Raw genomic sequence first — 25,701 nt, 5'->3', positions numbered from 1 at the left:
ATCCATCCATGACCACTCCCGAATCCGAGTGGACACTCGTCGCGACGCCACGCAAGTCGCGTCGATACGCCATCGGTGTCGCGATTCTTCTCGTCGTCGTACATGTGACGTTCGCAATCCTGCTGCGCGGCGATTCCACGGGCGTGTACTTCCGGCTCGCCGACCAGCTGGCGTTCGCGGGAATCGGCTGCCTCCTCGCGGCAGCCGTCCTGCTGCTGACCCGGCCCCGGTTGCGGGTCGGGCCCCGCGGCATCGCCGTCCGCAACGTCCTCGGGGAGCGCATCGTCGACTGGGACCTGTACGAGGGGTTGTCGTTCCCGGACGGCGCGGCGTGGGCCCGGATCGAGCTGCCCGACGACGAATACCTGGCTGTGATGGCCATCCAGTCGAACGATCGCGAATACGCCGTGGACGCCGTCGACCGCTTCCGCGCACTCGCGTCGGAGTACGCACCGTCCTGAACCGGGGGTCGGCCCTCCGCGACGTCGCGGATGCGGGGTTGGTCGGTGGCGCCGACTAACGTGGAGGGGTGCCCGATCCTTCGACATATCGCCCCGCGACCGGAACGATTCCGGTCGACCCGGGTGTGTACAAGTTCCGCGATCCGCACGGCCGGGTCATCTATGTCGGGAAGGCGAAGAGTCTTCGTTCACGGCTGAATTCCTATTTCGCCGACGTCTCGACGCTGCACCCGCGCACCCGCCAGATGGTGACCACGGCCGGCAGCGTCGAGTGGACCGTGGTGAGCACCGAGGTCGAGGCTCTCCAGCTCGAGTACAACTGGATCAAGGAATTCGATCCCCGGTTCAACGTCCGCTACCGCGACGACAAGACGTACCCGGTTCTCGCGGTCACCCTGAACGAGGAGTACCCCCGGCTGTTCGTCTACCGCGGGCCCAGACGCAAGGGTGTCCGCTACTTCGGTCCCTACTCGCACGCGTGGGCCATCCGCGAAACCCTCGACCTGCTGCTGCGGGTCTTTCCCGCCCGCACCTGCTCGGCCGGGGTGTTCAAGCGTCACAACCAGATCGGCCGTCCCTGCCTGCTCGGCTACATCGACAAATGCTCCGCGCCGTGCGTCGGACGGGTGTCCGCGGCCGAGCACCGCAAGATCGTCGAAGACTTCTGCGACTTCCTGTCGGGACGCACCGACCGGCTGGTCCGGCAGCTGGAGGCCCGGATGCAGGAGGCGTCCGAAGAACTCGACTTCGAGACGGCGGCGCGGCTGCGAGACGACGTGGGCGCGTTACGGCGGGCGCTCGAGAAGCAGGCCGTCGTGCTCGGCGACGGTACCGACGCCGACGTCGCCGCCTTCGCGACCGACGAACTCGAGGCCGCGGTCCAGGTCTTCCACGTCCGGGGCGGCCGCGTGCGCGGCCAGCGCGGCTGGGTCGTCGAGAAGGCCGGTGACGTCATCGACTGGGCCAGCGTCGATTCCGAGGCGGGATCGGACCTGCCGCTGCTCGTCGAGCAGTTCCTCACCCAGTTCTACGGGGAGCAGGCAGCGCTGTCGGGCGCGACCGACCAGGAGGCCGGCACCAGCGGCGTGCCGCGGGAGGTCCTGGTGCCCGTGCTGCCGCCCGACGCCGAACAGGTGCAGGAGTGGCTCAGCGGTCTCCGCGGCTCCGCGGTCCGCCTCCGCGTGCCCCAGCGCGGCGACAAGAAGGCCCTCGCCGAGACCGTGCAGCGCAACGCCACGGAGGCGCTGCAACAGCACAAGCTGCGCCGCGCCGGCGACTTCACGTCCCGGTCGGCGGCGCTGCAGGGCATCCAGGAGGCCCTCGACCTGGATTCGGCGCCTCTGCGCATCGAATGCGTCGACATCAGCCACGTGCAGGGCACCGACGTGGTGGCCTCCCTCGTCGTCTTCGAGGACGGCCTGCCCCGCAAGTCCGACTACCGCCACTACGCGATCAAGGAGGCGGCGGGCGATGGTCGCTCCGACGACGTCGCCAGCATTGCCGAGGTCACCCGGCGACGGTTCCTCCGGCACAACCGCGACGTCGGGGTGCTACGTGCCGAAGCGGCCGGGGCGGACGCCGACCAGGTGTCGGCCGGGGCGGACGCCGACCAGGTGTCGGGCGGGGACGGCGGCGACCTGGCCCCGGAGGCGGCGATCGATCCGCAGACCGGCAGGCCGCGGCGGTTCGCGTACCCACCGAACCTGTTCGTCGTGGACGGCGGAGCCCCGCAGGTGGCCGCGGCCTCGGCGGTCCTCGACGAACTGGGCATCACCGACGTCGCCGTGATCGGGCTGGCGAAACGGCTCGAGGAGGTGTGGGTGCCGGGGGAGGAGGACCCGGTCATCCTCCCGCGCACGAGCGAGTCGCTGTACCTGTTGCAGCGGGTGCGCGACGAGGCACACCGCTTCGCGATCACGTTCCACCGCAGCAAGCGGTCCCGTCGGATGACGGCGTCCGCACTCGACTCGGTCCGCGGGCTCGGCGAGACCCGGCGCAAGGCCCTGGTGACGCATTTCGGTTCCGTCGCCCGCCTCAAGCAGGCGTCAGTCGAGGAGATCACCGCGGTGCCGGGCATCGGAACGGCCACGGCGAAAGCGGTACTCACCGCTCTCGGGGCGGAGGAACCGTCTGCGGACGTCGTGGGAGTGGGGGATGATGAACCAGATCGGAACGGGCCGGGCACGGCAGAACGGAACGGCGCGGACATTCCCCGCGAACCGGTAGAACAGCACGGCCCGGCAGCACAGAGCGCTTCGCAACGGACAGGTGTCGAGTGAACGAGCAGCACGCGCAGAGTGACCGTCCACCCACGGTTCGGCCGATGGACTTCCTTCTCGTCACCGGGCTCTCCGGGGCGGGTCTGCAGACTGCGGCGAAGGTCCTCGAGGACCTCGGCTGGTATGTCGCGGACAACCTTCCCCCGGAACTGATTTCCCGGATGGTGGATCTGAGCCTGGAATCCGATTCGCGGCTCGAGCGGCTCGCCGTCGTCATCGACGTGCGCAGCCGGTTGTTCACCGGCGATCTCGGCTGGGTCCTCACCGAACTGGAGAGCAAACCCGTGCACACGCGGGTGCTGTACCTCGACGCGTCGGACGAGGTCCTGGTGCGACGTTTCGAACAGGTGCGCCGCAGTCACCCGCTGTCGGGGGGAGGCGCCGAGGGCACCCTGTCGGAGGGCATCGCCGCCGAGCGCGATCAGCTCGCGAAGGTGAAGGCCGCCGCGGATCTGGTGATCGACACGTCGTCCCTGGCCGCGCACCAGTTGCGGCAGAAGATCGAGGACGCGTTCGGCGACGCCGAGAACCGGACCATGCAGGTAACAGTCCAGTCGTTCGGTTTCAAGTACGGTCTTCCGATGGACGCCGATCTCGTCTGCGACGTCCGCTTCCTGCCCAACCCGCACTGGATTCCCGAGTTGCGTCCGCACACCGGGCAGAGCGAGGACGTGCGGGACTACGTGTTGTCGCAGGACGGTGCCGAGGACTATCTGGCCACGTATCACCACCTGCTGGATCTGACGATCGCGGGATATCGTCGGGAGGGGAAGCGCTACATGACCATCGCGGTGGGGTGCACCGGGGGGAAACATCGGAGTGTCGCGATGTCGGAGGCCTTGGCGAGCCGACTCGGAAAGGACTCCGGGCTGAACGTGCGCGTCGTCCATCGTGATCTGGGGCGCGAATGAGGCCGGTGAACCAGCCGCCTGCGATCGTCGCGCTCGGCGGGGGCCACGGACTGTTCGCCACTCTCAGCGCCGCGCGCCGGCTCAGCCGTGACGTCACGGCTGTCGTCACCGTCGCTGACGACGGCGGATCCTCGGGGCGGCTGCGCGCCGAACTGGGTGTCATCCCGCCGGGGGATCTGCGGATGGCACTCGCCGCACTCGCCGCGGACGACCCCGAGGTGCAGGACTGGACGGACACCATCCAGCACCGCTTCGGCGGAATCGGCGCCCTCGCCGGCCACTCGGTGGGCAATCTCATCCTGGCCGGCCTCACCGAAGTGCTCGGCGACCCCGTCGCCGCGCTCGACGAACTCGCCCGGTTGCTGCGGATCAACGGGCGCGTTTTGCCGATGTCGCCGATCGCCCTGGACATCGAGGCCGACGTGCAGGGCCTCGAGGCGGACCCGCGGGTCAGCCGCTGCATCCGCGGGCAGGTCGCGGTCGCGACCACCCCCGGCAAGGTGCGCCGCGTGCGACTGCTGCCGGCGAATCCGCCCGCCTGCCCGGACGCGGTCCGGGCGATCGAGGTCGCCGACATGGTCGTCCTCGGCCCGGGGTCGTGGTTCTCCAGCGTCATCCCACACGTCCTCGTGCCGGAACTCCTCGACACGCTGATCGCCACCGCCGCGCGGAAGGTGCTGGTGCTCAACCTGGCTCCGGAGCCGGGCGAGACCGCAGGATTCTCCACCGAGCGTCATCTGCACGTACTGTCCCAACACGCACCCGAACTCACCGTCGACTTCGTCGTGGTCGATTCGGGTTCGGTTCCACCGGGGCGCGAGCGCGAGCACCTCGCCCGCGCCGCCGGACAGTTCCAGGCACGCGTCGTGTACGCCGACGTGTCGGAGCACGGCACCCACACGCACCATGCAGGAAAACTTGCGTCCGTTCTCGAACAGCTCTGGAGCGACCCCGATGCGGGGTCTCGGGGGAGCGAAGTGGCCGAGACACCAGAGGAAAGGGAGAGCGCTTCGTGGCAATGACAGCAGAGGTCAAAGACGAACTCAGTCGTCTCGTCGTCACTCATGTGAGTTGCCGGAAGGCCGAAGTCTCGTCGCTGCTGCGGTTCGCCGGGGGATTGCACATCGTCGGCGGCCGGGTCGTGGTCGAGGCGGAAGTGGATCTGGGGTCCACGGCCCGCCGGTTGCGCCGCGAGATCTTCGACCTGTTCACCTACAGCGCCGACGTCCACGTCCTCAGCGCCGGCGGGCTACGCAAGTCGTCCCGGTACATCGTGCGGGTCGCGAAGGAGGGCGAGGCCCTCGCCCGCCAGACCGGTCTCCTGGACCTGCGGGGACGCCCCGTGCGCGGGCTTCCCGCACAGGTGGTCGGTGGCAGCGTCGCCGACGCGGAAGCCGCGTGGCGCGGCGCGTTCCTGGCGCACGGTTCGCTGACCGAGCCGGGCCGGTCGTCGGCGCTCGAGGTCAGCTGCCCCGGCCCGGAGGCGGCGCTCGCGCTCGTCGGGGCGGCGCGCAGGCTGGGCATCTCCGCGAAGGCGCGTGAGGTCCGCGGCACCGACCGGGTGGTGATCCGCGACGGCGAGGCCATCGGCGCGCTACTCACCCGGATGGGCGCCCAGGACACCCGCCTCGTGTGGGAGGAACGCCGCATGCGCCGGGAGGTCCGTGCCACGGCCAACCGGCTCGCCAACTTCGACGACGCCAACCTGCGCCGGTCGGCGCGAGCGGCCGTCGCGGCCGCGGCCCGCGTCGAACGGGCCCTCGACATCCTGGGTGACGAGGTGCCCGACCATCTGGCGGCGGCCGGTCACCTCCGGGTGGAGCACCGGCAGGCGTCCCTCGAGGAACTCGGCCAGCTCGCCGACCCGCCGATGACGAAGGACGCCGTGGCCGGCCGCATCCGGCGGTTGCTGTCCATGGCGGACCGCAAGGCCAAGGAAACCGGCATCCCCGACACCGAGTCGGCCGTCACCGCAGACCTTCTCGACGACGCCTGACCGTCGTCGGCGGTCGCCTCCCGCCACCCCCGGTCCCGGACGAACGGGACGCTCGTTGCGCCAGATCGGACGAGCGTCCCGTTCGTTCGGGTCGGGGCGGCACGGAAAGGGCGCCCGGAGGTGACTGCGCGCGAGCGTGGCCCGCGCACTAGGGTAAGAGCCACATCGACCGATGAAACCTCGCGCCGACCACCCGTCGGTGGTGTCGTAGCGGCGCGGGAGCAGAGCTGCACAACCAGAATCATGCGCAAAGGAGCAGATTGTGACTGTCCGGGTAGGCGTAAACGGTTTCGGCCGTATCGGACGTAACTTCTTCAGGGCGGTGGATGCGCAGAAGGCGCTCGGAACCACCGACATCGAGATTGTGGCGGTCAACGACCTCACGGACAACGCTACGCTGGCGCATCTCCTGAAGTACGACTCGATCCTGGGTCGTCTCCCGCACGACGTCTCGCTCGAGGGTGAAGACACCATCGTCGTCGGAAACCAGAAGATCAAGGCACTCGCCATCAAGGAAGGCCCCGCAGCGCTTCCCTGGGGTGACCTGGGCGTCGACGTCGTCGTCGAGTCCACCGGCATCTTCACCGACGCAGCCAAGGCGAAGGGCCACCTCGAGGCCGGCGCCAAGAAGGTCATCATCTCCGCCCCGGCCAAGGGCGAGGACATCACCATCGTGATGGGCGTCAACGACGACAAGTACGACGGCAGCCAGAACATCATCTCCAACGCCTCGTGCACCACCAACTGCCTCGGTCCCATCGCCAAGGTGCTCGACGACGAGTTCGGCATCGTCAAGGGCCTCATGACCACGGTCCACGCCTACACCCAGGACCAGAACCTGCAGGACGGCCCGCACAGCGACCTGCGTCGCGCCCGCGCCGCCGCCCTGAACGTGGTCCCCACCGGCACCGGTGCCGCCAAGGCCATCGGCCTGGTCCTCCCGCAGCTGCTCGGCAAGCTGGACGGCTACGCGCTGCGTGTCCCGATCCCCACGGGCTCGGTCACCGACCTCACCGCGAACCTGAAGAAGTCGGCCAGCGTCGAGGACATCAACGCCGCGATGAAGGCTGCCGCCGAGGGGCCCCTCAAGGGCATCCTGAAGTACACGGACGCCCCGATCGTGTCGTCGGACATCGTCACCGACCCGCACAGCTCGATCTTCGACTCCGGCCTCACCAAGGTCATCGACGATCAGGCCAAGATCGTGTCCTGGTACGACAACGAGTGGGGTTACTCCAACCGTCTGGCCGACCTCATCGGTCTCGTCGCCAAGTCTCTCTGAGCGAAGGTCCGGTAACAGTGGCAGTTCAGACTCTCGACGATCTGCTGAACGCTGGGGTCGAGGGGCGCGCCGTGTTGGTGCGCTCCGACCTCAACGTTCCGCTCGACGGTGACCGGATCACCGATCCGGGGCGCATCATCGCTTCCGCGCCGACGCTGAAGGCGTTGGCGGAGGCGGGCGCCAAGGTCATCGTCACCGCCCATCTGGGTCGCCCCAAGGGCGAGCCCGACCCGCAGTATTCCCTCGCACCGGTGGCGGTGAAGCTCGCCGAGGTGCTGGGACGCAACGTCCAGCTCGCCGGCGACGTCGTCGGGCAGGACGCTCTCGCACGTGCCGAGGGGCTCACGGACGGCGACGTTCTCCTGCTGGAGAACATCCGCTTCGATCCGCGGGAGACCAGCAAGGACGAGGCCGAGCGGACGAAGCTCGCCAAGGCTCTGGTCGAACTCGTCGGCGACGACGGCGCGTTCGTGTCCGACGGATTCGGTGTCGTCCACCGCGCGCAGGCGTCGGTGTACGAGGTGGCCAAGCTGCTCCCGCATTACGCGGGCAAGCTCGTCGAAGCCGAGATCAAGGTGCTCGGCAAGCTCACCGAGGAGCCCGAGCGGCCGTACGCGGTCGTGCTGGGTGGGTCCAAGGTGTCGGACAAGCTCGCGGTGATCGAGGCGCTGGCCCCCAAGGTCGACACCCTCGTAATCGGTGGCGGCATGTACTACACGTTCCTGGCGGCGCAGGGCGTGTCGGTCGGCAACTCGCTGTGCGAGGAGTCGATGATCGACACGTGCAAGGCGCTGCTCGAGCAGTACGCCGACGTGATCCACATCCCGCAGGACGTGGTCATCGCCGACTCGTTCTCGGCGGACGCCGAGTCGAAGATCGTGTCGGTGCTCGAGATCCCGGACGGCTGGATGGGCCTCGACATCGGACCGCAGTCGGTTCGCCGGTTCGCGGCGATCCTGACCAGCGCGAAGACCGTCTTCTGGAACGGCCCGATGGGCGTGTTCGAGTTCGAGAAGTTCGCCGCGGGCACCAAGGGTGTCGCCGAGGCGATCATCGAGGCCACCGGGAAGGGCGCGTACAGCGTCGTCGGTGGCGGTGACTCCGCCGCGGCGGTCCGCCAGCTCGGTCTGCCCGAGGACGGGTTCTCGCACATCTCCACCGGCGGCGGCGCCTCCCTCGAGTACCTCGAGGGCAAGGAACTCCCCGGCATCGCAGTTCTGGAGGGCTGAGGCATGGCACGGAAGCCGCTGATCGCCGGCAACTGGAAGATGAATCTGAACCATCTCGAGGCCATCGCGCTGGTTCAGAAGATCGCCTTCTCGCTCCCGGCGAAGTACTTCGACAAGGTCGACGTGACGGTGATCCCGCCGTTCACCGACATCCGCAGCGTGCAGACCCTCGTCGAGGGCGACAAGCTCCTGCTCACCTACGGTGCGCAGGACGTGTCGGCCCACGATTCGGGTGCGTACACCGGCGAGATCAGCGGCTCCATGCTGGCCAAGCTGGGCTGCACGTTCGTCGTCGTCGGGCACTCGGAGCGCCGAACCCTGCACTGCGAGGACAACGACACCGTGCTGGCCAAGACCAAGGCCGCGCTGAAGAACGGGATCACCCCGATCGTCTGCATCGGTGAGGGCCTCGACGTCCGCGAGGCCGGCGAGCACGTGTCCTACAACGTCGAGCAGTTGCGGGGCTCGCTCGCCGGACTGTCCGCCGAGGACATCGCGAAGGTCGTCATCGCGTACGAGCCGGTGTGGGCCATCGGAACCGGCCGCGTGGCCAGTGCCGCGGACGCGCAGGAAGTCTGCGCCGCGATCCGCGCCACGCTCGGTGAGCTGGCCTCGCAGGACGTCGCGTCCGGTGTCCGCGTTCTCTACGGCGGCAGCGTCAACGCCAAGAACGTCGGCGAGATCGTCGGTCAGACGGATGTGGACGGCGCCCTCGTGGGCGGCGCCTCACTGAAGGCCGACGAGTTCGCGACGCTGTCGGCGATCGCCGCGGGCGGACCTCTGCCGTAAGGCGCCTTCGGCGCCCGTGCGCCTTTCCGGTACCTACAGCTACCGGAAAGGCGCACGGGCGGGCAGCGCCTGTAGGGTGTACGAGGTCGTTGTTGTTCCTACTGGATGGGTGGACGTAGACAGACATGGAACTGTTCCTGGATATCCTGCTGGTGGTCACCAGCTTGCTGCTGATTCTGCTGGTGCTGCTGCACCGCGGTAAGGGCGGCGGTCTGTCCAGCCTGTTCGGTGGCGGCGTCCAGTCGAGTCTGTCCGGTTCCACCGTGGTCGAGAAGAACCTCGACCGGCTTACCGTCTTCACCGGCCTGATCTGGCTGATCGCGATCATCGGAATCGGCCTGGAGATCAAGTTCGGCTGATCGGCTTCATCATGCAGACGGGCCGTCACCGGTCGATACTGGATGAATGATCGAAACCCCACGTGAGGCCACTGAACCACTCCGCGAAGACATTCGGCTCCTGGGCGGCATCCTCGGTCAGATAGTGCGGGAACAGGCCGGGGACAGCGTCTTCGACCTCGTCGAGAAGGCCAGGGTCGAATCGTTCCGGGTTCGTCGTTCCGAGATCGACCGCGCAGATCTGGCGGACATGTTCACCCAGGTGTCCACGAGCGACACCATTCCCGTCATCCGGGCCTTCAGCCACTTCGCCCTGCTGGCCAATCTCGCCGAGGACATCCACCGCGAACGCCGGCGTGCCGTCCACGTCGCCGCCGGTGAACCCGCCCCCGACAGCACCCTGACCGCCACGTTCGCCAAACTCGACGCTGCGCACCTCGACAGCGCCGTCGTCGCGGACGCGTTGCGCGGGGCGCTCGTGTCGCCGGTCATCACCGCCCACCCCACCGAGACCCGCCGCCGGACGGTATTCGAAACCCAGTCCCGCATCACCGAACTGATGCGCTACCGCGAGCGGACCGCCCTGACCGAGAGCGAGACGGCCGACGTCGACGTCCGGCTGCGGCGGCAGATCCTCACCCTGTGGCAGACCGCGCTGATCCGGTTGTCGCGGTTGCGGATCCAGGACGAGATCGAGGTCGGGCTGCGGTACTACGACGCGGCACTGTTCGAGGTCGTCCCGAAGATCAACGCCGAACTGCGCGGCGCCCTGCGATCGCGGTGGCCGGACGCGGATCTGGGCCGGGAACCGATTCTGCGCCCCGGCTCGTGGATCGGCGGCGACCGCGACGGCAACCCGTACGTCACCGACGAGGTGGTCCGGCAGGCCACCACCCGTGCCGCGGCCACCGCCCTCGAGCATCACCTCGGGGAACTCGAGACGCTCGAGCGCGAACTGTCCATGTCGGCTCGCCTCGTCACCGTCACGCCCGCACTCGACCTCCTGGCCGCGGCCTCGCAGGACGATTCCCCGTTCCGCGCCGACGAGCCCTACCGGCGCGCGATTCGGGGTATCCGGGGGCGTCTCACGGCCACCGCGCACCGCATTCTGGGTGAGGCACCCGATCACGGGCTCGACCTCGGGCTCGCACCCTACGACACCCCGAGGCAGATGCTCGACGAACTCGACGTCGTCGACGACTCCCTGCGGCGCGGAGGTGACGGCACCATCGCCGACGACGGACTGGCGAACCTGCGGGACTCGGTGGAGGTGTTCGGTTTCCACCTCTCCGGACTGGACATGCGGCAGAACTCGGACGTGCACGAGACCGTCGTCGCCGAGCTGCTGGCGTGGGCGGGCGTGCACCCCGACTACCCGTCGCTGTCCGAGGACGAGCGGGTGGAGTTGCTGTCTGCGGAGCTGGCCACCCGGCGCCCACTGACCACCGCGAACGCGGAGTTCAGCGAGCTGACCGCGAAGGAGCTCGCCATCCTCCAGGCCGGCGCCGAGGCGGTCCGGACACTCGGTGCGGGCGCCGTGCCCAACTACATCATCAGCATGTGCACCTCCGTCAGCGACATGCTCGAGGCCGCTGTGCTGCTGAAGGAGGTGGGTCTGCTCGACCCCGGATCGGGGGAGGCGCCGTCCTGCCCGGTGGGCATCGTGCCGCTGTTCGAGACGATCGAGGACCTGCAGCAGGGCGCCGCCACCCTCGAGGCCACCCTCGAGGTGCCGATCTACCGGGCCCTGGTGACGTCGCGCGGCGACTCGCAGGAAGTGATGCTCGGGTACTCCGATTCCAACAAGGACGGCGGCTACCTGGCGGCCAACTGGGCGCTGTACCGCGCCGAGCTGGATCTGGTGGACGCCGCCCGCAAGACGGGAATCCGGTTGCGGCTCTTCCACGGTCGCGGCGGCACCGTGGGTCGCGGCGGCGGACCCAGCTACGAGGCGATCCTCGCGCAACCGCCCGGCGCGGTGGCCGGGTCGCTGCGGATCACGGAACAGGGCGAGGTGATCGCCGCCAAGTACGCGGAACCCCGCCTCGCGCAGCGCAACCTGGAAACGCTGCTCGCCGCGACCCTCGAAGCCACCCTGCTCGACGTAGAGGGACTCGGCGACGACGCCGAACCGGCGTACCGCATTCTCGACGAGCTCGCCGCGCTGGCCCGCCGCGCCTACGGCGAATTGGTGCACGAGACACCCGGATTCGTGGAGTACTTCGAGATGTCGACTCCGGTCGCGGAGATCGGGGCCCTCAACATCGGCAGCCGCCCGGCCTCACGGAAGCAGACCACGTCCATCTCCGACCTCCGGGCGATCCCGTGGGTGCTGTCGTGGAGTCAGTCCCGGGTCATGCTGCCCGGGTGGTACGGCACGGGTGCGGCGTTCGAGGAATGGACGCAGGGCGACCCCCAGAGGGTGGCCACGCTGTCCCGCCTGTACGAGAAGTGGCCGTTCTTCCGGACGGTGCTGTCGAACCTGGCGATGGTGATGTCGAAGTCCGACATGGGTCTCGCCGCCCGCTACGCGGAACTGGTTCCCGACGAGGAACTCCGCCGACGGGTGTTCGGCAAGATCGCCGAGGAGCACGAGCGGACCATCCGGATGTACAAGGCGATCACCGGGAACGACACCCTGTTCGCCGACAACCCCGGTCTGGAGAGGTCGGTGCACAATCGGTTCCCGTACCTCGAGCCCCTCAACCACCTGCAGGTGGAACTGCTGCGCCGCTACCGGGCCGGGGACGACAGTGATCAGACGCGCCGCGGCATCCAGCTCACGATGAACGGGCTGGCGACCGCGCTGCGCAACAGCGGATAGCCGGACCGGTTCCCGCGTTCCGCGAGAAGTGCGTGAACTTTCTTGCGGGGCGGGGGAACCGAACCGTCCTTCGCTGCGTCAGAACGGGAAAGAGCACGAACGTTTCCGAGACGAATTGGGGCGACGGATGAGGCGCTGCACGGGCAACCCGGACCATTGGCGCGGGGGAATCGGACGGCGGGGGACGAGCACGGTAAGCCCCCGTCGTGCCGGTCGGATCGTCACCGAATGCCGGGTCACCCGGTCACCGGTCGAGCGGGACCCTCGGTCGCCCGCCGGATTACCGGCGGACGACGACGAGGACCCCGTCGGATGAGAGCGTCAGTTCGGCAGCCGGGACGCGGCCGACGTGTCGAGCAGCCACCGGGTCGCCGACAGCCCGCGGGCCCCGGACGCCGGGATCTCGACGGGGGGAGCGCCCGCGATGGCGGCGGCCACGGCCTCGGCCTTCGCGTCACCCGACACGACCAGCCACACCTCGTCGGCGTGCCGGACGGCGGGCAGGGTCAGCGTGACCCGCACCGGCGGCGGCTTGGGGGAGTCCGTCACCGCGACCACGAACCGGTGCTCCTCGCGTACCGCGTCGGTGTCGGGGAACAGCGAATTGACGTGTCCCTCACCGCCCATGCCGAGCAGGTGGACATCGAACACCGGGACCTGCTTGCCTCCGGCGTGCGCCCCGAGTACCTGCGCGTACGCGACGGCGGCCGCCTCCGGATCGTTCTCGTAGATGCCGTCCGCGACGGGCATGGTGTGCACCCGGTCGGGATCGACGTCGACGTGGTCGAGCAGCGCGGCCCGCGCCTGCACGTCGTTGCGTTCCGGGTCGCCGGCCGGCAGGAACCGCTCGTCACCCCAGAAGATGTCGATCGCACGCCAGTCGATGTCGCCCGGGTTCTCCCGGACCTTCTCGAGCAGGCCGATCCCGGTGCCGCCGCCGGTGAGGACCACCGACGCCGTGCCGCGGTCCTTCTGGGCGGCGACGACGGTGTCGACGAACCGCTCCGCGGCCTTCGTCACCAGCGTGTCGGTGTCGGGGTGGACCTCTACGTGGATGTCACTCATACGTCACCTTCGTCAGCCCGGCGAGTGCGGTCTCGTAGACCTCGTCGGGGTCGAGTCTGCGTAGTTCTTCGGCCAGGCACTCGCTCGTTTCCCGCCTGCGGAGCGCGACCCGCGCATCGGGCTTGCCGGTGCGGGACAGCGTCGCCGTGGTACCCGTCTGGGGGCGGCTGATGGTCAACGCACCACCGTCGGCGAAGTTGATCTCCACGAACAACGGGCCGACCCGCCGGGTGACCGGGACGTCGACGCGGCTCGCCAACCACCCCGCGATCATGTCGACGGCGGGCTCGTCCACCAGTCCGGACACCACCGCCGACGTGATCGGCGAGTGCGGCGGCTGGTCGACGGCCGAGGTCAGGAGCGCACGCCAGTAGGTGATGCGGCTCCAGGCCAGGTCCGAGTCACCGGACGAGTACGATGCCAGGCGGCTCTTGATCTCCGCAGCCGGATCCGCGCGATCGGTCGCGTCGGTGATCCGCCGGATCGCGAGCTTGCCCACCGGATCCTCGGCGGGAACCTCCGGGGCGGTCTCCGGCCACCACACGACGACGGGAGTGTCTGGGAGGAGGAACGGCACCACCACGCTGCTCTCGTGGTCGGCGAGTTCGCCGAAGAGGCGCAGCACGACGACCTCCGACGCGCCGGCGTCGCCGCCGACGCGGATCTGCGCATCCAGGCGGGGTTCCGCGTCACGGGACCCCCAGGCGACGACGATGACGCGGCACGGATGCTCCCGGCTCGCCTCGTTGGCGGCGTCGATGATGTCCTCCGAGTACTCACTGTCGCGGGTGCACACCACCAGCGTGAGTACTCGTCCCAGGGTCACCGCGCCGCCCGTCTTGCGCAGCTCCACCAGTTTCTTGTTGACCTGTCCGGTGGTGGTCGCGGGAATGTCGGTGATCATCTACGGCCTTCTCCATTCGCGACCGGTGCGGTGCATCATTTCGTCTGCCGACGGCGGGCCCCACGTGCCGGCCTCGTACGGTTCCGGCCTGCCGTCCGCGGCCCAGTGCTCGAGCACGGGGTCGAGGATTTCCCAGGACAGTTCCACCTCGGCGTTCACGGGGAACAGCGAGGGCTCACCGAGGAGCACGTCGAGGATGAGGCGCTCGTACGCCTCGGGCGACGACTCCGTGAACGCCTGACCGTAGCTGAAGTCCATGTTGACGTCGCGGACTTCCATGCTCGACCCCGGGACCTTGGACCCGAACCGCATGGTCACACCCTCGTCCGGCTGCACCCGGATGACGAGGGCGTTCTGCCCCAGTTCCTCGGTCATGGTCTGATCGAACGGCAGATGCGGTGCGCGCTTGAAGATCACGGCGATCTCGGTGACCCGACGGCCGAGCCGCTTCCCGGTGCGGAGGTAGAACGGCACCCCCGCCCAGCGGCGGGTGTCGACCTCGAGGGTGATGGCCGCGAACGTTTCCGTGGTGGAGTCCTTCGAGAACCCTTCCTCCTCCAGCAGTCCGACCACCCGGGTACCGCCCTGCCAGCCGCCCGCGTACTGGCCGCGCGCGGTGGTCTCGTCGAGCGGCTGGGCGAGCCTGGTGGCGGAGAGCACCTTGATCTTCTCCGCCTGCAACTCGGACGGTTCGAAGCTGATCGGCTCCTCCATCGCGGTGAACGCGAGGAGTTGCAGCAGGTGATTCTGGATGACGTCGCGCGCCGCCCCGATGCCGTCGTAGTACCCGGCGCGTCCACCGAGACCGATGTCCTCGGCCATGGTGATCTGGACGTGATCCACGTAGTGGGCGTTCCAGATCGGATCGAACAACTGGTTCGCGAAGCGCAACGCCAGGATGTTCTGGACGGTTTCCTTGCCGAGGTAGTGGTCGATCCGGAAGACCGTGTCCTCAGGGAAGACCTCGTTCACGACCGCGTTGAGCTCACGTGCACTCTCGAGGTCGTGACCGAACGGCTTCTCGATGACTACCCGACGCCACTGGTCGTCGTTCGACTGCGCGAGACCGGCCTCGGACAGCTGCTTCAGGACGACCGGGAACGCGTCCGGCGGAATCGCGAGATAGAACCCGTGATTGCCGCCGGTCCCGCGTTCGCGTTCCAGTGTCCCGAGAGTGTGGGCCAGTTCCTGGAAGGCCGCCGGGTCGTCGAAGCTGCCCTTGACGAAACGCAGGCCCTCCGACAGTCGCTCCCAGACGTCCTCCCGGAACGGGGTGCGGGAATGGTCGCGGACGGCATCGTGGACGATCTTGCCGAAGTCCTCGTCCGACCAATCCCTGCGGGCGAACCCGACGAGAGCGAACCCGGGCGGCAGAAGACCACGATTGGCCAGATCGTAGATGGCGGGCATCAACTTGCGCCGGGCCAGGTCGCCGGTGACACCGAAGATCACCAGCGCACACGGCCCGGCGATGCGTGGTAGGCGCTTGTCCCTACCGTCGCGGAGTGGATTGACCCAATCGTCTGACGCTGCGGGTTCGCTCACGTATCAGCTCTTCTGCCCTGCTGCGCGCAGCTGCTCCGCGGTGGCCTCCAGAAGCTCGGTCCAGGACACCTCGAACTTGTCCACACCCTCGTCCTCGAGGACCTTGAACACGTCTGTGAGATCGATGCCGACGGCGCTGAGCTTGTCGAACACCTCCTGCGACTCGACCGCGGTGCCGGAGACGGTGTCGCCGACGACCTCACCGTGATCGGCGAACGCGTCGAGAGTCTTCTCGGGCATCGTGTTCACTGTGTTCGGAGCCACCAGTTCGGAGACGTACAGGGTGTCGGGGTAGTCGGGGTTCTTGACTCCGGTCGACGCCCAGAGCGCGCGCTGCGGGCGCGCACCGTCCGGCAGCAGACCCTGGAACCGCGGCTGCACCTCGAAGACCTGCTGGTACGCGGCGTACGCGAGGCGGGCGTTGGCGAGCGCCGCCTTGCCGCGCAGCGCAAGCGCCTCAGGGGTGCCGATCTTGTCGAGCCGCTTGTCGATCTCCGTGTCGACGCGGGAGACGAAGAACGAGGCCACCGAGTGGATGCGGGACAGGTCGTGACCGGCCGCCTTCGCGGCCTCGAGGCCGTCCAGGTAGGCGCCCATGACGAGCTCGTAGCGCTCCACGGAGAAGATCAGCGTGACGTTGACGCTGATGCCCTCACCGAGCACCTTGGCGATGGCCGGGATACCGGCCTCGGTGGCCGGGATCTTGATGAACAGGTTGGGGCGGTCGACGATCTTCCACAGTTCGACGGCCTGCGCGACCGTCTTGTCGGCGTCGTGCGCGAGGCGCGGGTCGACCTCGATGGACACCCGGCCGTCGACGCCGTGGCTCGCCTCGAACTGCGGGGCGAGGACGGCGCAGGCGGCGCGCACGTCGTCGGTGGTCACCGTGCGGATGGTGGCCTCGACATCGGCACCGCGCTCGGCGAGCTCCCGGACCTGTGCGTCGTAGACGTGGCCCTTGCTGAGTGCGGCCTGGAAGATCGACGGGTTGGTGGTGACACCGACGACGCTCTTGGTCGCGATGAGCTCGGCGAGGTTGCCGGACTCGATGCGGTCACGGGAGAGGTCGTCGAGCCACACCGACACGCCTGCTTCGGAGAGCTTCTGGAGGTTGGGGTTCTGAGTCATGGCTGTCTATCCCTTCACGCGTGCGAGCGAGCGCTGTGCGGCGGCGGTGACGGCTTCGGCGGTGAAACCGAACTCGCGGAACAGGGTCTTGTAGTCGGCGGACGCGCCGAAGTGCTCGATGGACACGATTTCGCCCGCGTCGCCGACGAAGCGGTACCAGGGCATGGAGATGCCGGCTTCGACGGCGACCCGCGCCTTGACCGTCGGGGGGAGGACGCCGTCGCGGTAGGCCTGGTCCTGGGCGTCGAACCATTCGACGCAGGGCATGGACACGACCCGGGTGGGGATGCCGTCGGCCTCGAGGGTCTCGCGGGCGGCCACGGCGAGCTGCAGCTCGGACCCGGTGCCGATGAGCACGACCTCCGGTGCGCCGGTGGAGGCGTCGGCGAGGACGTAGCCGCCGCGGGAGACACCCTCGTAGCTGGTGCCCTCGAGGACGGGCAGGTCCTGGCGGGTCAGGGCGAGGCCGGCGGGAGCGCGGGTGGCCTCGTCGGCGCCCTTCTCGAGGACGGCGCGCCAGGCGTGGGCGGTCTCGTTGGCGTCGCCGGGCCGCACGACGTACAGGCCGGGGATCGCGCGCAGCGCGGCGAGGTGTTCGATCGGTTGGTGGGTGGGACCGTCCTCACCGAGTCCGATGGAGTCGTGCGTCCACACGTAGGTGACCGGGGTCTTCATGATCGCGGCGAGCCGCACAGCGGGACGCATGTAGTCGCTGAAGACGAGGAAGGTGCCACCGTAGGGGCGGGTCGGTCCGTGCAGCGCAATGCCGTTGAGGATAGAGCCCATGGCGTGTTCGCGGACCCCGAAGTGCAGGGTGCGGCCGTAGGGCTGGGCCGTCCACATCCGGGTGGAGATGGCTTCGGGACCGAACGAGTCGGCGCCCTTGATGGTGGTGTTGTTGCTCTCGGCGAGGTCGGCGGAGCCGCCCCACAGTTCGGGGAGCACCGGCCCGACGGCGTTGAGAACGGCGGCGGATGCCTTGCGGGTCGCGACGCCCTTGGGATCCGGCTCCCAGGTGGGGAGGACGTCGGCCCAGCCGGCGGGAAGGTCGCGGCCGATCAGACGGTCGAGGAGCTTCTTGCCCTCGGGGGCGCGCTGCGTCCACTCGTCGTACTGGGCCTGCCATTGCTTGTGTGCCTGCGCGCCGCGCTCGACGACCTTGCGGGTGTGGGCGATGACCTCGTCGGCGACCTCGAACGTCTTGTCCGGATCGAAGCCGAGAGCCTTCTTCACGGCCGCGACCTCGTCGGCACCGAGGGCGGCGCCGTGCGCCGCGCCCGTGTTCATCTTGGTCGGTGCGGGGAAGCCGATGATGGTGCGGAGCAGGATCAGCGACGGCTTGTCGGTGACCTCGCGGGCCTTGTTCAGGGCCTCTTCGATGGCGACGACGTTCTCGCCGCCCTCGACGATCTGCACATGCCAGCCGTACGCCTCGTAGCGGGCGGCGGTGTCCTCGGACAGCGCGATCGCGGTGTCGTCCTCGATGGAGATCTTGTTGTCGTCGTAGATCAGCGTCAGGTTGCCGAGCTGCTGGACGCCGGCGATGGAGGAGGCCTCGGAGGTGACGCCCTCCTCGATGTCGCCGTCGGAGGCGATGACGTAGATGTGGTGGTCGAACGGGCTGTCGCCGAGCGCGGGCTCGGGGTCGAAGAGGCCGCGCTCACGGCGGGCGGCCATGGCCATGCCCACGGCGGAGGCGAGGCCCTGACCGAGCGGTCCGGTGGTGATCTCGACGCCGCGGGTGTGGCCGTGTTCGGGGTGGCCGGGGGTCTTCGAGCCCCAGGTGCGCAATGCTTCCAGGTCGTCGAGTTCGAGCCCGTAGCCGGCGAGGTACAGCTGGATGTAGAGGGTGAGGCTGGAGTGCCCGCAGGACAGCACGAACCGGTCGCGGCCGATCCAGTCGGCGTCGGTGGGGTCGTGGCGCATGACGCGCTGGAACAGGGTGTAGGCGAGGGGCGCGAGGCTCATGGCCGTGCCGGGGTGGCCGTTGCCGACCTTCTGCACCGCGTCCGCGGCGAGCACCCGGATGGTGTCGACGGCCTTGGTGTCCAGTTCGGTCCAGTCGGCGGGGTGAACCGGTTGCGTGAGGACGTGGATGTCGTCTGTGATCGACACGGGCAGAAGTCTCCTGACATGGGTGAACGTGGAGCCTGAGGATGCGTGGGCCTCTTGTGCGACTCCAGCCTAGTGTGCGGTCGTATCCGGGTCGATTCGGTTCGCGCATTACGGCGGTCTACCATCGTTTGTAGTAGACGGCCGGCGGTCGCGAAGGACTTCGGGAGCAGGCGCCGGCATTCGGATATGGAATTACGCGTGGTGCGAGGAGAGAACGTGCGGACAGGGCATCAGCCGAGCGGACACGGCTTCGGCAGCCCCAGCCCCGCCCCCCGCGCGACCGACACCGGTACGGTGCTGGGTCGCGTCACGGGCAAGGTCCTGGCCTACATCGCATTGACCAAGCCGCGGGTGATCGAGCTGCTGCTGGTCGCCACCATCCCAGCGATGCTGCTGGCGGATCGCGGCAACGTCGACATCGCGCTGATCCTCAGCACGCTGTTCGGCGGATGGATGGGTGCGGCGAGTGCGAACTCGCTCAACTGCGTCGTCGACGCCGACATCGACAAGGTCATGAAGCGCACCGCCCGCCGGCCGCTGGCCCGCGACGCGGTCCCGACGTCCCACGCGTTCGTGTTCGGCATGACGCTCGGTGTCGCGTCGTTCCTGTGGCTGTGGTGGCGGGCCAACCTGCTCGCCGGCTGCCTGGTCGTCCTGACCATCGCGTTCTACGTGCTCGTGTACACGATGGTCCTCAAACGCCGGACATGGCAGAACGTGGTCTGGGGCGGCGCCGCCGGCTGCATGCCCGTCATGGTCGGCTGGTCGGCGGTCACCGGGTCGCTGAGCTGGCAGCCCATCGTGCTGTTCCTGGTCATCTTCTTCTGGACGCCGCCGCACACGTGGGCCCTCGCCATGCGGTACAAGGAGGACTACAAGGCGGCCGGTGTCCCGATGCTGCCGGTGATCGCCACCGAGGAGCACGTCACCAAGCAGATCCTGCTGTACAGCTGGGCGATGGTGATCACGTCGCTCACGCTCGTCCCGGCCGCGGGTGTCGTCTATGCCGCCGTGACCCTCGTCGCGGGCGCCTGGTTCCTGCTGATGGCCCATCAGCTGTACCGCAGCGTCCGAGGCGGAGCGGCCGTGAAACCGCTCCGCCTGTTCCTGCAGTCCAACAACTACCTGGCTGTCGTCTTCGTCGGTCTCGCCGTCGACTCGGTGCTGGGACTGCAGACCGTCGGCAGCCTGCTCAGCTGACGCTCCGCGTCAGGGCACCAGCACGATCGATCCCGTCGTCGCACGCGCCTCCAGGTCGCGGTGCGCCTCCTCGGCCCGCTCGAGCGGGTACTCCGCGCCCACCCGGACCGTCAGCGAACCGTCGGCGAGGGCGGAGAACACGTCTCCGGCCCGCCACGTCAGTTCCTCACGGTTGCGGATGTAGTGCGCGAGGGTCGGCCGGGTGAGGAACAGCGAACCGGCCGGGTTCAGCCGTTGCGGATCGAACGGCGGCACCGGGCCACTGGCCGCACCGAACAACGCGACCGTCCCCCGGATCCGTACCGACGCGAGACTGGCCTCGAACGTGGACGCGCCGACACCGTCGTAGGCGGCTGCGACCCCGTCGCCGTCGGTCAGTTCACGCACCCGGGCGGCGATGTCGTCGTCGTATCGCAGCACCTCGTAGGCGCCGGCGTCACGGGACAGTTGTTCCTTGGCGTCGGAGGACACGGTGGTGATCACCCGCGCGCCCAGCGTGGTCGCCATCTGGGTCAGCAGCAGACCGACTCCGCCCGCTCCGGCGTGGACGAGGACGGTGTCGCCGGACCGGATCGGGTAGGTGGAGTGGGCCAGGTAGTGGGCCGTCATTCCCTGCAGCAGAGCGGAAGCGGCCTGCGGGGCGGGCACGGAGTCCGGGACCGCGATTGCGACCGCCGCGGGGACGACCACCTTCTCGGCGTAACTGCCGGGGCCGGAGCACCAGGCCACCCGGTCACCGGGAGCGATACCGGTCACGTCGCCGCCGACGGCCTCCACGACACCGGAGCCCTCGTCTCCGGGAACGTAGGGCAACGGCCGTGGGTACAGCCCAGTTCGGAAGTAGGTGTCGATGAAGTTGATGCCGATCGCGTCGGTGCGAACCAGAAGATCCGTCGTCCCGATCCGGGGTTCGGGAACCTCTGCCGGTTCGAGGACGTCGGGACCACCGAGACGGGAAACCTGTATAGCGCGCATGGTTTCAGTTCTACACGGCGCGGGCCGCCGTACGGAGCCTGGCGGACACGATGCCGCTACCGCCCAGTATTCTCGGGGTCATGAGTACCGACACCCATGCCGAACAGGCGCCCGCGAGCCCGGCGCCCACGCTGCCGTCCCACACGGTCGACGCGATCAAGAAGTTCGTGGCCGAGCACGGCGGTTCCGCCAGTGCCGTCATCCAGCCGATCGGACTCGCCGGCGTCCGCATCACGCTCGTCGGCGCCGACGGCATCCTCGGCGACCAGGTGGTCAAGGATCTCGCCACCGCGAACGCCGTCGTCGCATCCTTCGACGACGTCACCGTCTCGGAGTGGGACCGCGCGATCACCAGCATCGTCACGCCCCGCAAGGGTCACTTCCAGAAGATGGCCGGCTGGGTCGCGCGGCAGACGCGGTTCCCGAAGGCACGCAACGAGCGCTAGACGCTCGCGGTGTCCGGCTGCGTGACGTACTCGCGGGTGCGTCCCGCAGCCCAAACCGCCGCGGTGGCCGCGGTGCACAACCCGGCACCCGCGACGTGGAATGCCACCAGGGCCGCGGGAACGTTCGTGAAGAACTGGACGAGTCCGATCAGCGCCTGCGCCACCACCAGTGCGAGCAGAACCTGCACGCGGATCTTCACCGCCCGGGTGGCGCCCACGGCGTACAGGCCGAAGCACAGGCCGACCAGCAACGCCAGGTAGCCCACCAGCAGTTGGGCATGCAGGTGCACGAGCGTGACGATCTCCACCTCGAGGCGCGGAACCACGCGGTCGAGACTCTTGTCTCCCGCGTGCGGTCCGGCGCCCGTGACCAGCGTTCCGGCGGCGAGCACCCCGGCCAGAGCGACACCCGACAGCGCGGTGAGCCATCGCAGCGGGGCAGGGATCACGTCGATTGCCCGTGCATCGTCGGGTTCGCAGATCTTCGCGTACATCACGGTCGCAAGCCACACCATCGCCATCGACGCGAGCAGATGCACCGCCACCGTCCACCACAGCAGTCCGGTCAGCACCGTGACACCGCCGATCACGGCCTGCACGACGGTGCCGAGAGGCATCATCCACGCGTAGACGAGGACCTCTCGGCGGCGGCGGGCGCGGGTGACCGCGAGAACGATCAGAGCCGCGGCCACGACGACGACGAACGTGAGCAACCGGTTGCCGAACTCGACCGCCTGATGGACGACGGCGACCTCGCCGTGCCCGACCGGCACGAAACTGCCGGGGAAGCACTGCGGCCAGGTGGGGCACCCGAGGCCGGACGCGGTCACCCGCACGACGGCCCCGGTGACGGCGATACCGCCCTGCGTGAGGATCACCGCGAACGCGATGACACGCTGCACGGTCAGCGACGGAAGGGGGAGACGGTCTACCAGGCTCAGAAACCCGCGATACAGCACGACGTCGATGGTAGAGGGCCGTCAACTACAGCGTGTCGTTGGGCCGGTGGCGACGCGTTCGACTCCGTGCTACTCACCGCGAATGCGAAGGATGCCGGTCACCGTGCCCTGCCAGAAGTCGCCGGTGTCGGTGACGAGTCCGGACATCTGCAGGGTGTCGTTGACCGCGGTGCCGGGGAGTGGGCTGGTGTGCTCGACCGAACCGTCCGCCGGATCGATCACCGCGAACGAGAAGCCGTCCAGGGGCGTCGTGACGTCGAACCCGTGACGGATCACGGTGTACAGGAGCCCGTCGCCGGTCGAGAGATGGGGCACCGCCGCGCTGCGGACGTCGTTGCTCCACACCTGGTGGCAGCCGATCGGGTCGATGTCGACACGGGTCATGCCGCCGGTGAACGGGGCGTTCGTCGGCACCGCCGGGCCCGCGCCGTCCGGAACCGCGGGATACGGGTAGCCGTACGTCCCCGCGACGTACACCGAATTGGCGATGCCGATCGGGGAGTTCTCGCTGCCGCCCGGGCTGCCGAGCACCGGGAGGGAGCAGATCTCGTCACCGGAATCGGCGCGGAAGACCCGAAGACTCACCTCCGGGTCGGCGTTGTCAACGATCGCGACGAAATCGCTGCCGGTCGACGGTCCGAAGTAGGTGGGGGTGGACCCGGTGCCGTGGCTGAGTTGCCCCGGCTTACGGTCCGGACCGCGGTCGTAGTCACGCCGCCAGTCCACACGCACCGCGCCGTCGCGGAGCGTGAACTGGTACAGGGCATGCGTCGTCGCGACCGCGGTGCCGGCGGGCGAGGTGGAGATGCTGTTCTGGACCTGTTCGCCCGCGGCCAACGGCAGAGCATGCGCGACGCCGGCGCGATCCACGGCTCCGACGACACCGCCACCCGTGGCGAACCAGACGTTGCCCTGCCAGTCCGGCGTCAGCCCGGTCACGTTGTCGCCCGCCGGAACACTGCCGGACAGGTCGACGCGCGAGTCGACGGTGATCCGCCAGCGGCCTTCGGGATCCTGCGAATGTCCGAGGCGCAGTAGCTGACGGTTGCCGTCCACCACGACCAGCCGGTTGTCGTTGTCGAGGAACGCGTACACGCCGCCCAGGAGGCTGCCCTTCGCCAGCGCGAACGTGGCGAGCGAGTTGCCGAACGGGGCGGCGGGAGCGGCGGGGTCGACGAGGTGAACGGTGGGGACCTGGCCGGCCACGGTTGTGCACAAGGCGACGACGAGCCGGTCGGAACCCTGCAGGAGGGTGGGGCACGCCGAGACCAGCGGGTATGCGGACAGGGTGAACGGGCCGGTGCCGGGACCGGGCAGCGGAGTCACGTCGGTGGACCCCGCGTCGCCGTGCATCGTGGACGTGCCCGCGGGTCCGAGGAACGGGTTCGGCGCGGCGGGCGGACCCCACTGCGGTGCGGCGCCCGCGGGCAGGGTGCCGCAGCCGAGGACGGCGATCAGGACTGCCAGAACGGTGCCGGCGCTGCGGGCGCGCCGGGCTGCAGGTCGGCGGATCACGTGAATCGGAACGTCCGGGCCGCCAGGGCTCCCGCGGCCGCACCCCAGACGACGAGGACGACGACGCTGAGCAGATCCACCGACCCCGACAGTGCGGCGTCGAGCGCGTGCGCGAGCGCACCGGACGGGATCAGCCGGGCCCCGGTGTGGAGGAGCCAGGGCAGCTCGCCGGTGGCGAACACCACGCTGCCGACGCCGACCATCACGAACCACAGGATGTTGGCCAGGGCGAGGACGATGTCGGCGCGGAGGGTGCCGCCGAGCAGCAGTCCCATCGCCGCGAACGTCACGGTGCCGAGGGCGATGATCACGGCGCCGAGAACCAGTCCCCACGCACTCGGACGCCAGCCGAGCGCCAGTCCGATCGCACCGAGGAGCACCGACTGCAGGGCGACGACGATGACCACGGCGGCGCTCTTCCCGGCGATGATCCCCCACGTCGGCAGGGGGGTGGCGCCGAGTCGCTTGAGGGCCCCGTACCGGCGGTCGAAGCCGACCGCGATGGCCTGGCCGGTGAACGCGGTGGACATCACCGCCACCATCATGACGGCGGGCACGACCTTGTCGACCCGCGACGTTCCGAGGTCGCCGATGGGCAGCAGGCACAGGCCGATGAGCAGTGTGATCGGGATGAACATGGTCAGCAGCAGCTGTTCGCCGTTGCGTAGGAGCAGTTTGAGTTCGAGCGCGGTCTGCGCCCGCAGCATGACCGCTGCGCCACTCGGTCGGGGGTCGGGTGCGAACGTGCCCGGGGCGAAACGATTCTCCGTCAGACGGTCACTGCTGCTCATCGTCATCCCCTCAGTTCCCGGCCGGTGAGTTCGAGGAAGACGTCCTCGAGGCTGCGCTGGTCGACGCGGATATCGCTGATCAGGGCGTCCAGATCGGCACACCACGACGCGACCGACGCCACCACCTTCGGGTCGATCGGCCCTTCGACGAGGTAGGTGCCCGGTCCGGATTCGGCCACCCGGAAACCGTCGGGGAGGGCTTTGGCGAGGGGCTCGGTGTCCAGACCGGCGGGCGCGCTGAGCCGCAACTGGCCCTCGGCGCCGCGGCTGGTGACCTCGGCGGGCGTGCCTGCCGCGACGATCGACCCGTGGTCGATGATGACGAGCCGGTCCGCGAGTTCTTCGGCCTCGTCCATCAGGTGCGTCGTCAGCAGCACACTGACGCCGTCGCGGCGCAGGGCGTCGATCAGTTCCCACACGAGCAGGCGGGCCTGGGCGTCGAGTCCGGCGGTGGGTTCGTCGAGGAAGACCAATTCCGGCCTGCCGACCAGCGCGCAGGCCAGGGACAGGCGCTGCTGCTGCCCGCCCGACAGCCTGCGGTAGGGGGTGCGGCGGGAATCCTCGAGTCCGAGGCTGCGCAGCAACCAGTCCGGGTCGAGGGGGTCGGCCGAGTAGGCCGCGACGAGGTCGAGCATCTCTCCGGCGCGGGAACCGGGGTAGGCGCCGCCGCCCTGGAGCATCACACCGATCCGGGCCCGGACGGCGCCGGCCTCCGCGACGGGGTCGAGTCCGAGGACGCGGACGGTGCCGCTGTCCGGCCGGACGAAGCCCTCACACATTTCGACGGTGGTGGTCTTACCCGCGCCGTTGGGACCGAGCAACGCGACCACCTGTGCAGGTTCGACGGTGAGATCGAGTCCGTCGACGGCCCTCACACCGTCGAAGGTCTTCACCACGCCTTCCAGGCGTACAGCAGGTTGCGCCGATCCGGGCGTTCGCGAGGTCACGG

At 69.0% G+C, this 25,701-nt stretch carries 22 protein-coding genes; 12 read left to right on the top strand and 10 right to left on the bottom strand.

The genetic code is table 11. The features are described 5' to 3' along the window. Window positions 1–8 precede the first annotated feature (8 nt). The 10 genes from JVH1_RS00620 (at window position 9) to ppc (ending at window position 12,109) form a co-directional block, all read left to right on the top strand. Window positions 9–461, top strand: coding sequence for a PH domain-containing protein (locus tag JVH1_RS00620; protein WP_005241776.1), 453 nt, complete (start codon window positions 9–11; stop codon window positions 459–461). Window positions 462–529: 68 nt separating this feature from the next. After that, complete coding sequence (gene uvrC / locus JVH1_RS00615) at window positions 530–2,740, top strand: excinuclease ABC subunit UvrC (protein ID WP_009480442.1); 2,211 nt, start codon at window positions 530–532, stop codon at window positions 2,738–2,740. A gap of 44 nt (window positions 2,741–2,784) precedes the next feature. After that, window positions 2,785–3,651 (top strand): RNase adapter RapZ, encoded by an 867-nt coding sequence (gene rapZ, locus JVH1_RS00610; protein ID WP_050787545.1) that lies wholly within the window; start codon window positions 2,785–2,787, stop codon window positions 3,649–3,651. Further along, on the top strand, window positions 3,648–4,673 hold the full coding sequence (gene yvcK, locus JVH1_RS00605) for a uridine diphosphate-N-acetylglucosamine-binding protein YvcK (protein ID WP_043782742.1): 1,026 nt from the start codon (window positions 3,648–3,650) through the stop codon (window positions 4,671–4,673). Before rapZ ends, yvcK begins: the two co-directional genes overlap by 4 nt. Beyond that, complete coding sequence (gene whiA / locus JVH1_RS00600; protein WP_005262275.1) at window positions 4,664–5,647, top strand: DNA-binding protein WhiA; 984 nt, start codon at window positions 4,664–4,666, stop codon at window positions 5,645–5,647. The genes yvcK and whiA overlap by 10 nt, the downstream gene beginning before the upstream one ends. A 262-nt stretch (window positions 5,648–5,909) precedes the next feature. After that, the gene (gene gap, locus JVH1_RS00595; RefSeq protein ID WP_005241784.1) at window positions 5,910–6,929 is read left to right on the top strand and encodes a type I glyceraldehyde-3-phosphate dehydrogenase; all 1,020 of its coding nucleotides are present in this window, start codon (window positions 5,910–5,912) and stop codon (window positions 6,927–6,929) included. A gap of 17 nt (window positions 6,930–6,946) precedes the next feature. Continuing rightward, complete coding sequence (gene pgk, locus JVH1_RS00590; protein ID WP_009480445.1) at window positions 6,947–8,158, top strand: phosphoglycerate kinase; 1,212 nt, start codon at window positions 6,947–6,949, stop codon at window positions 8,156–8,158. Between the two features lie 3 nt (window positions 8,159–8,161). After that, complete coding sequence (tpiA, locus tag JVH1_RS00585; RefSeq protein ID WP_009480446.1) at window positions 8,162–8,947, top strand: triose-phosphate isomerase; 786 nt, start codon at window positions 8,162–8,164, stop codon at window positions 8,945–8,947. Window positions 8,948–9,072: 125 nt separating this feature from the next. Continuing rightward, on the top strand, window positions 9,073–9,306 hold the full coding sequence (gene secG / locus JVH1_RS00580; protein ID WP_005241788.1) for a preprotein translocase subunit SecG: 234 nt from the start codon (window positions 9,073–9,075) through the stop codon (window positions 9,304–9,306). 46 nt (window positions 9,307–9,352) lie between these two features. Next, window positions 9,353–12,109, top strand: coding sequence for a phosphoenolpyruvate carboxylase (gene ppc / locus JVH1_RS00575; RefSeq protein WP_009480447.1), 2,757 nt, complete (start codon window positions 9,353–9,355; stop codon window positions 12,107–12,109). A gap of 321 nt (window positions 12,110–12,430) precedes the next feature. Here ppc and pgl read toward each other — a convergent pair whose 3' ends face one another. Genes pgl through tkt form a run of 5 tightly spaced genes read right to left on the bottom strand, consistent with a single transcriptional unit; the run spans window position 12,431 to window position 18,866 of the window. Beyond that, on the bottom strand, window positions 12,431–13,174 hold the full coding sequence (gene pgl, locus JVH1_RS00570) for a 6-phosphogluconolactonase (RefSeq protein ID WP_005564790.1): 744 nt from the start codon (window positions 13,172–13,174) through the stop codon (window positions 12,431–12,433). Further along, window positions 13,167–14,078 (bottom strand): glucose-6-phosphate dehydrogenase assembly protein OpcA, encoded by a 912-nt coding sequence (gene opcA / locus JVH1_RS00565; RefSeq protein WP_009480448.1) that lies wholly within the window; start codon window positions 14,076–14,078, stop codon window positions 13,167–13,169. Before opcA ends, pgl begins: the two co-directional genes overlap by 8 nt. After that, on the bottom strand, window positions 14,079–15,623 hold the full coding sequence (gene zwf, locus JVH1_RS00560) for a glucose-6-phosphate dehydrogenase (protein WP_016880334.1): 1,545 nt from the start codon (window positions 15,621–15,623) through the stop codon (window positions 14,079–14,081). 3 nt (window positions 15,624–15,626) lie between these two features. After that, window positions 15,627–16,751, bottom strand: coding sequence for a transaldolase (tal, locus tag JVH1_RS00555; protein WP_009480450.1), 1,125 nt, complete (start codon window positions 16,749–16,751; stop codon window positions 15,627–15,629). A gap of 6 nt (window positions 16,752–16,757) precedes the next feature. Next, window positions 16,758–18,866, bottom strand: coding sequence for a transketolase (tkt, locus tag JVH1_RS00550; protein WP_009480451.1), 2,109 nt, complete (start codon window positions 18,864–18,866; stop codon window positions 16,758–16,760). A 216-nt stretch (window positions 18,867–19,082) separates the two neighbouring features. Between tkt and JVH1_RS00545 the strand changes: the two genes are divergently transcribed. Next, the gene (locus JVH1_RS00545; RefSeq protein ID WP_009480452.1) at window positions 19,083–20,066 is read left to right on the top strand and encodes a heme o synthase; all 984 of its coding nucleotides are present in this window, start codon (window positions 19,083–19,085) and stop codon (window positions 20,064–20,066) included. A 9-nt stretch (window positions 20,067–20,075) separates the two neighbouring features. On the opposite strand, the gene JVH1_RS00540 is transcribed toward JVH1_RS00545, so the two are convergent. After that, the gene (locus JVH1_RS00540) at window positions 20,076–21,041 is read right to left on the bottom strand and encodes a quinone oxidoreductase (RefSeq protein ID WP_009480453.1); all 966 of its coding nucleotides are present in this window, start codon (window positions 21,039–21,041) and stop codon (window positions 20,076–20,078) included. A gap of 80 nt (window positions 21,042–21,121) precedes the next feature. On the opposite strand from JVH1_RS00540, the gene JVH1_RS00535 reads away from it, so the two are divergent. Next, entirely contained in the window at window positions 21,122–21,487 is a 366-nt protein-coding gene (locus tag JVH1_RS00535; RefSeq protein WP_043782746.1) for a hypothetical protein, read from the top strand. Here JVH1_RS00535 and JVH1_RS00530 read toward each other — a convergent pair. The 4 genes from JVH1_RS00530 to JVH1_RS00515 form a co-directional block, all read right to left on the bottom strand. Then, complete coding sequence (locus tag JVH1_RS00530; protein WP_009480455.1) at window positions 21,484–22,446, bottom strand: heme A synthase; 963 nt, start codon at window positions 22,444–22,446, stop codon at window positions 21,484–21,486. The two genes, JVH1_RS00535 and JVH1_RS00530, sit on opposite strands and share 4 nt — an antisense overlap. A gap of 69 nt (window positions 22,447–22,515) precedes the next feature. Further along, on the bottom strand, window positions 22,516–23,961 hold the full coding sequence (locus tag JVH1_RS00525; protein ID WP_009480456.1) for a hypothetical protein: 1,446 nt from the start codon (window positions 23,959–23,961) through the stop codon (window positions 22,516–22,518). After that, window positions 23,958–24,758: an ABC transporter permease gene (locus JVH1_RS00520; protein ID WP_009480457.1), complete on the bottom strand. Its 801-nt coding sequence runs from the start codon at window positions 24,756–24,758 to the stop codon at window positions 23,958–23,960. The genes JVH1_RS00525 and JVH1_RS00520 overlap by 4 nt, the downstream gene beginning before the upstream one ends. Beyond that, a complete protein-coding gene (locus JVH1_RS00515) occupies window positions 24,755–25,699 on the bottom strand; it encodes an ABC transporter ATP-binding protein (RefSeq protein WP_011598887.1) in 945 nt (314 codons plus the stop codon). The genes JVH1_RS00520 and JVH1_RS00515 overlap by 4 nt, the downstream gene beginning before the upstream one ends. Between the last annotated feature and the right edge of the window lie 2 nt (window positions 25,700–25,701).

The sequence above is a fragment of the Rhodococcus sp. JVH1 genome (genome assembly GCF_000280725.2).
In the GTDB taxonomy this organism is placed as follows: Bacteria; Actinomycetota; Actinomycetes; order Mycobacteriales; family Mycobacteriaceae; genus Rhodococcus_F; species Rhodococcus_F jostii_A.
Note: the sequence above shows the minus strand (reverse complement) of the source record. Positions and strands in the feature narration are given on the sequence as shown.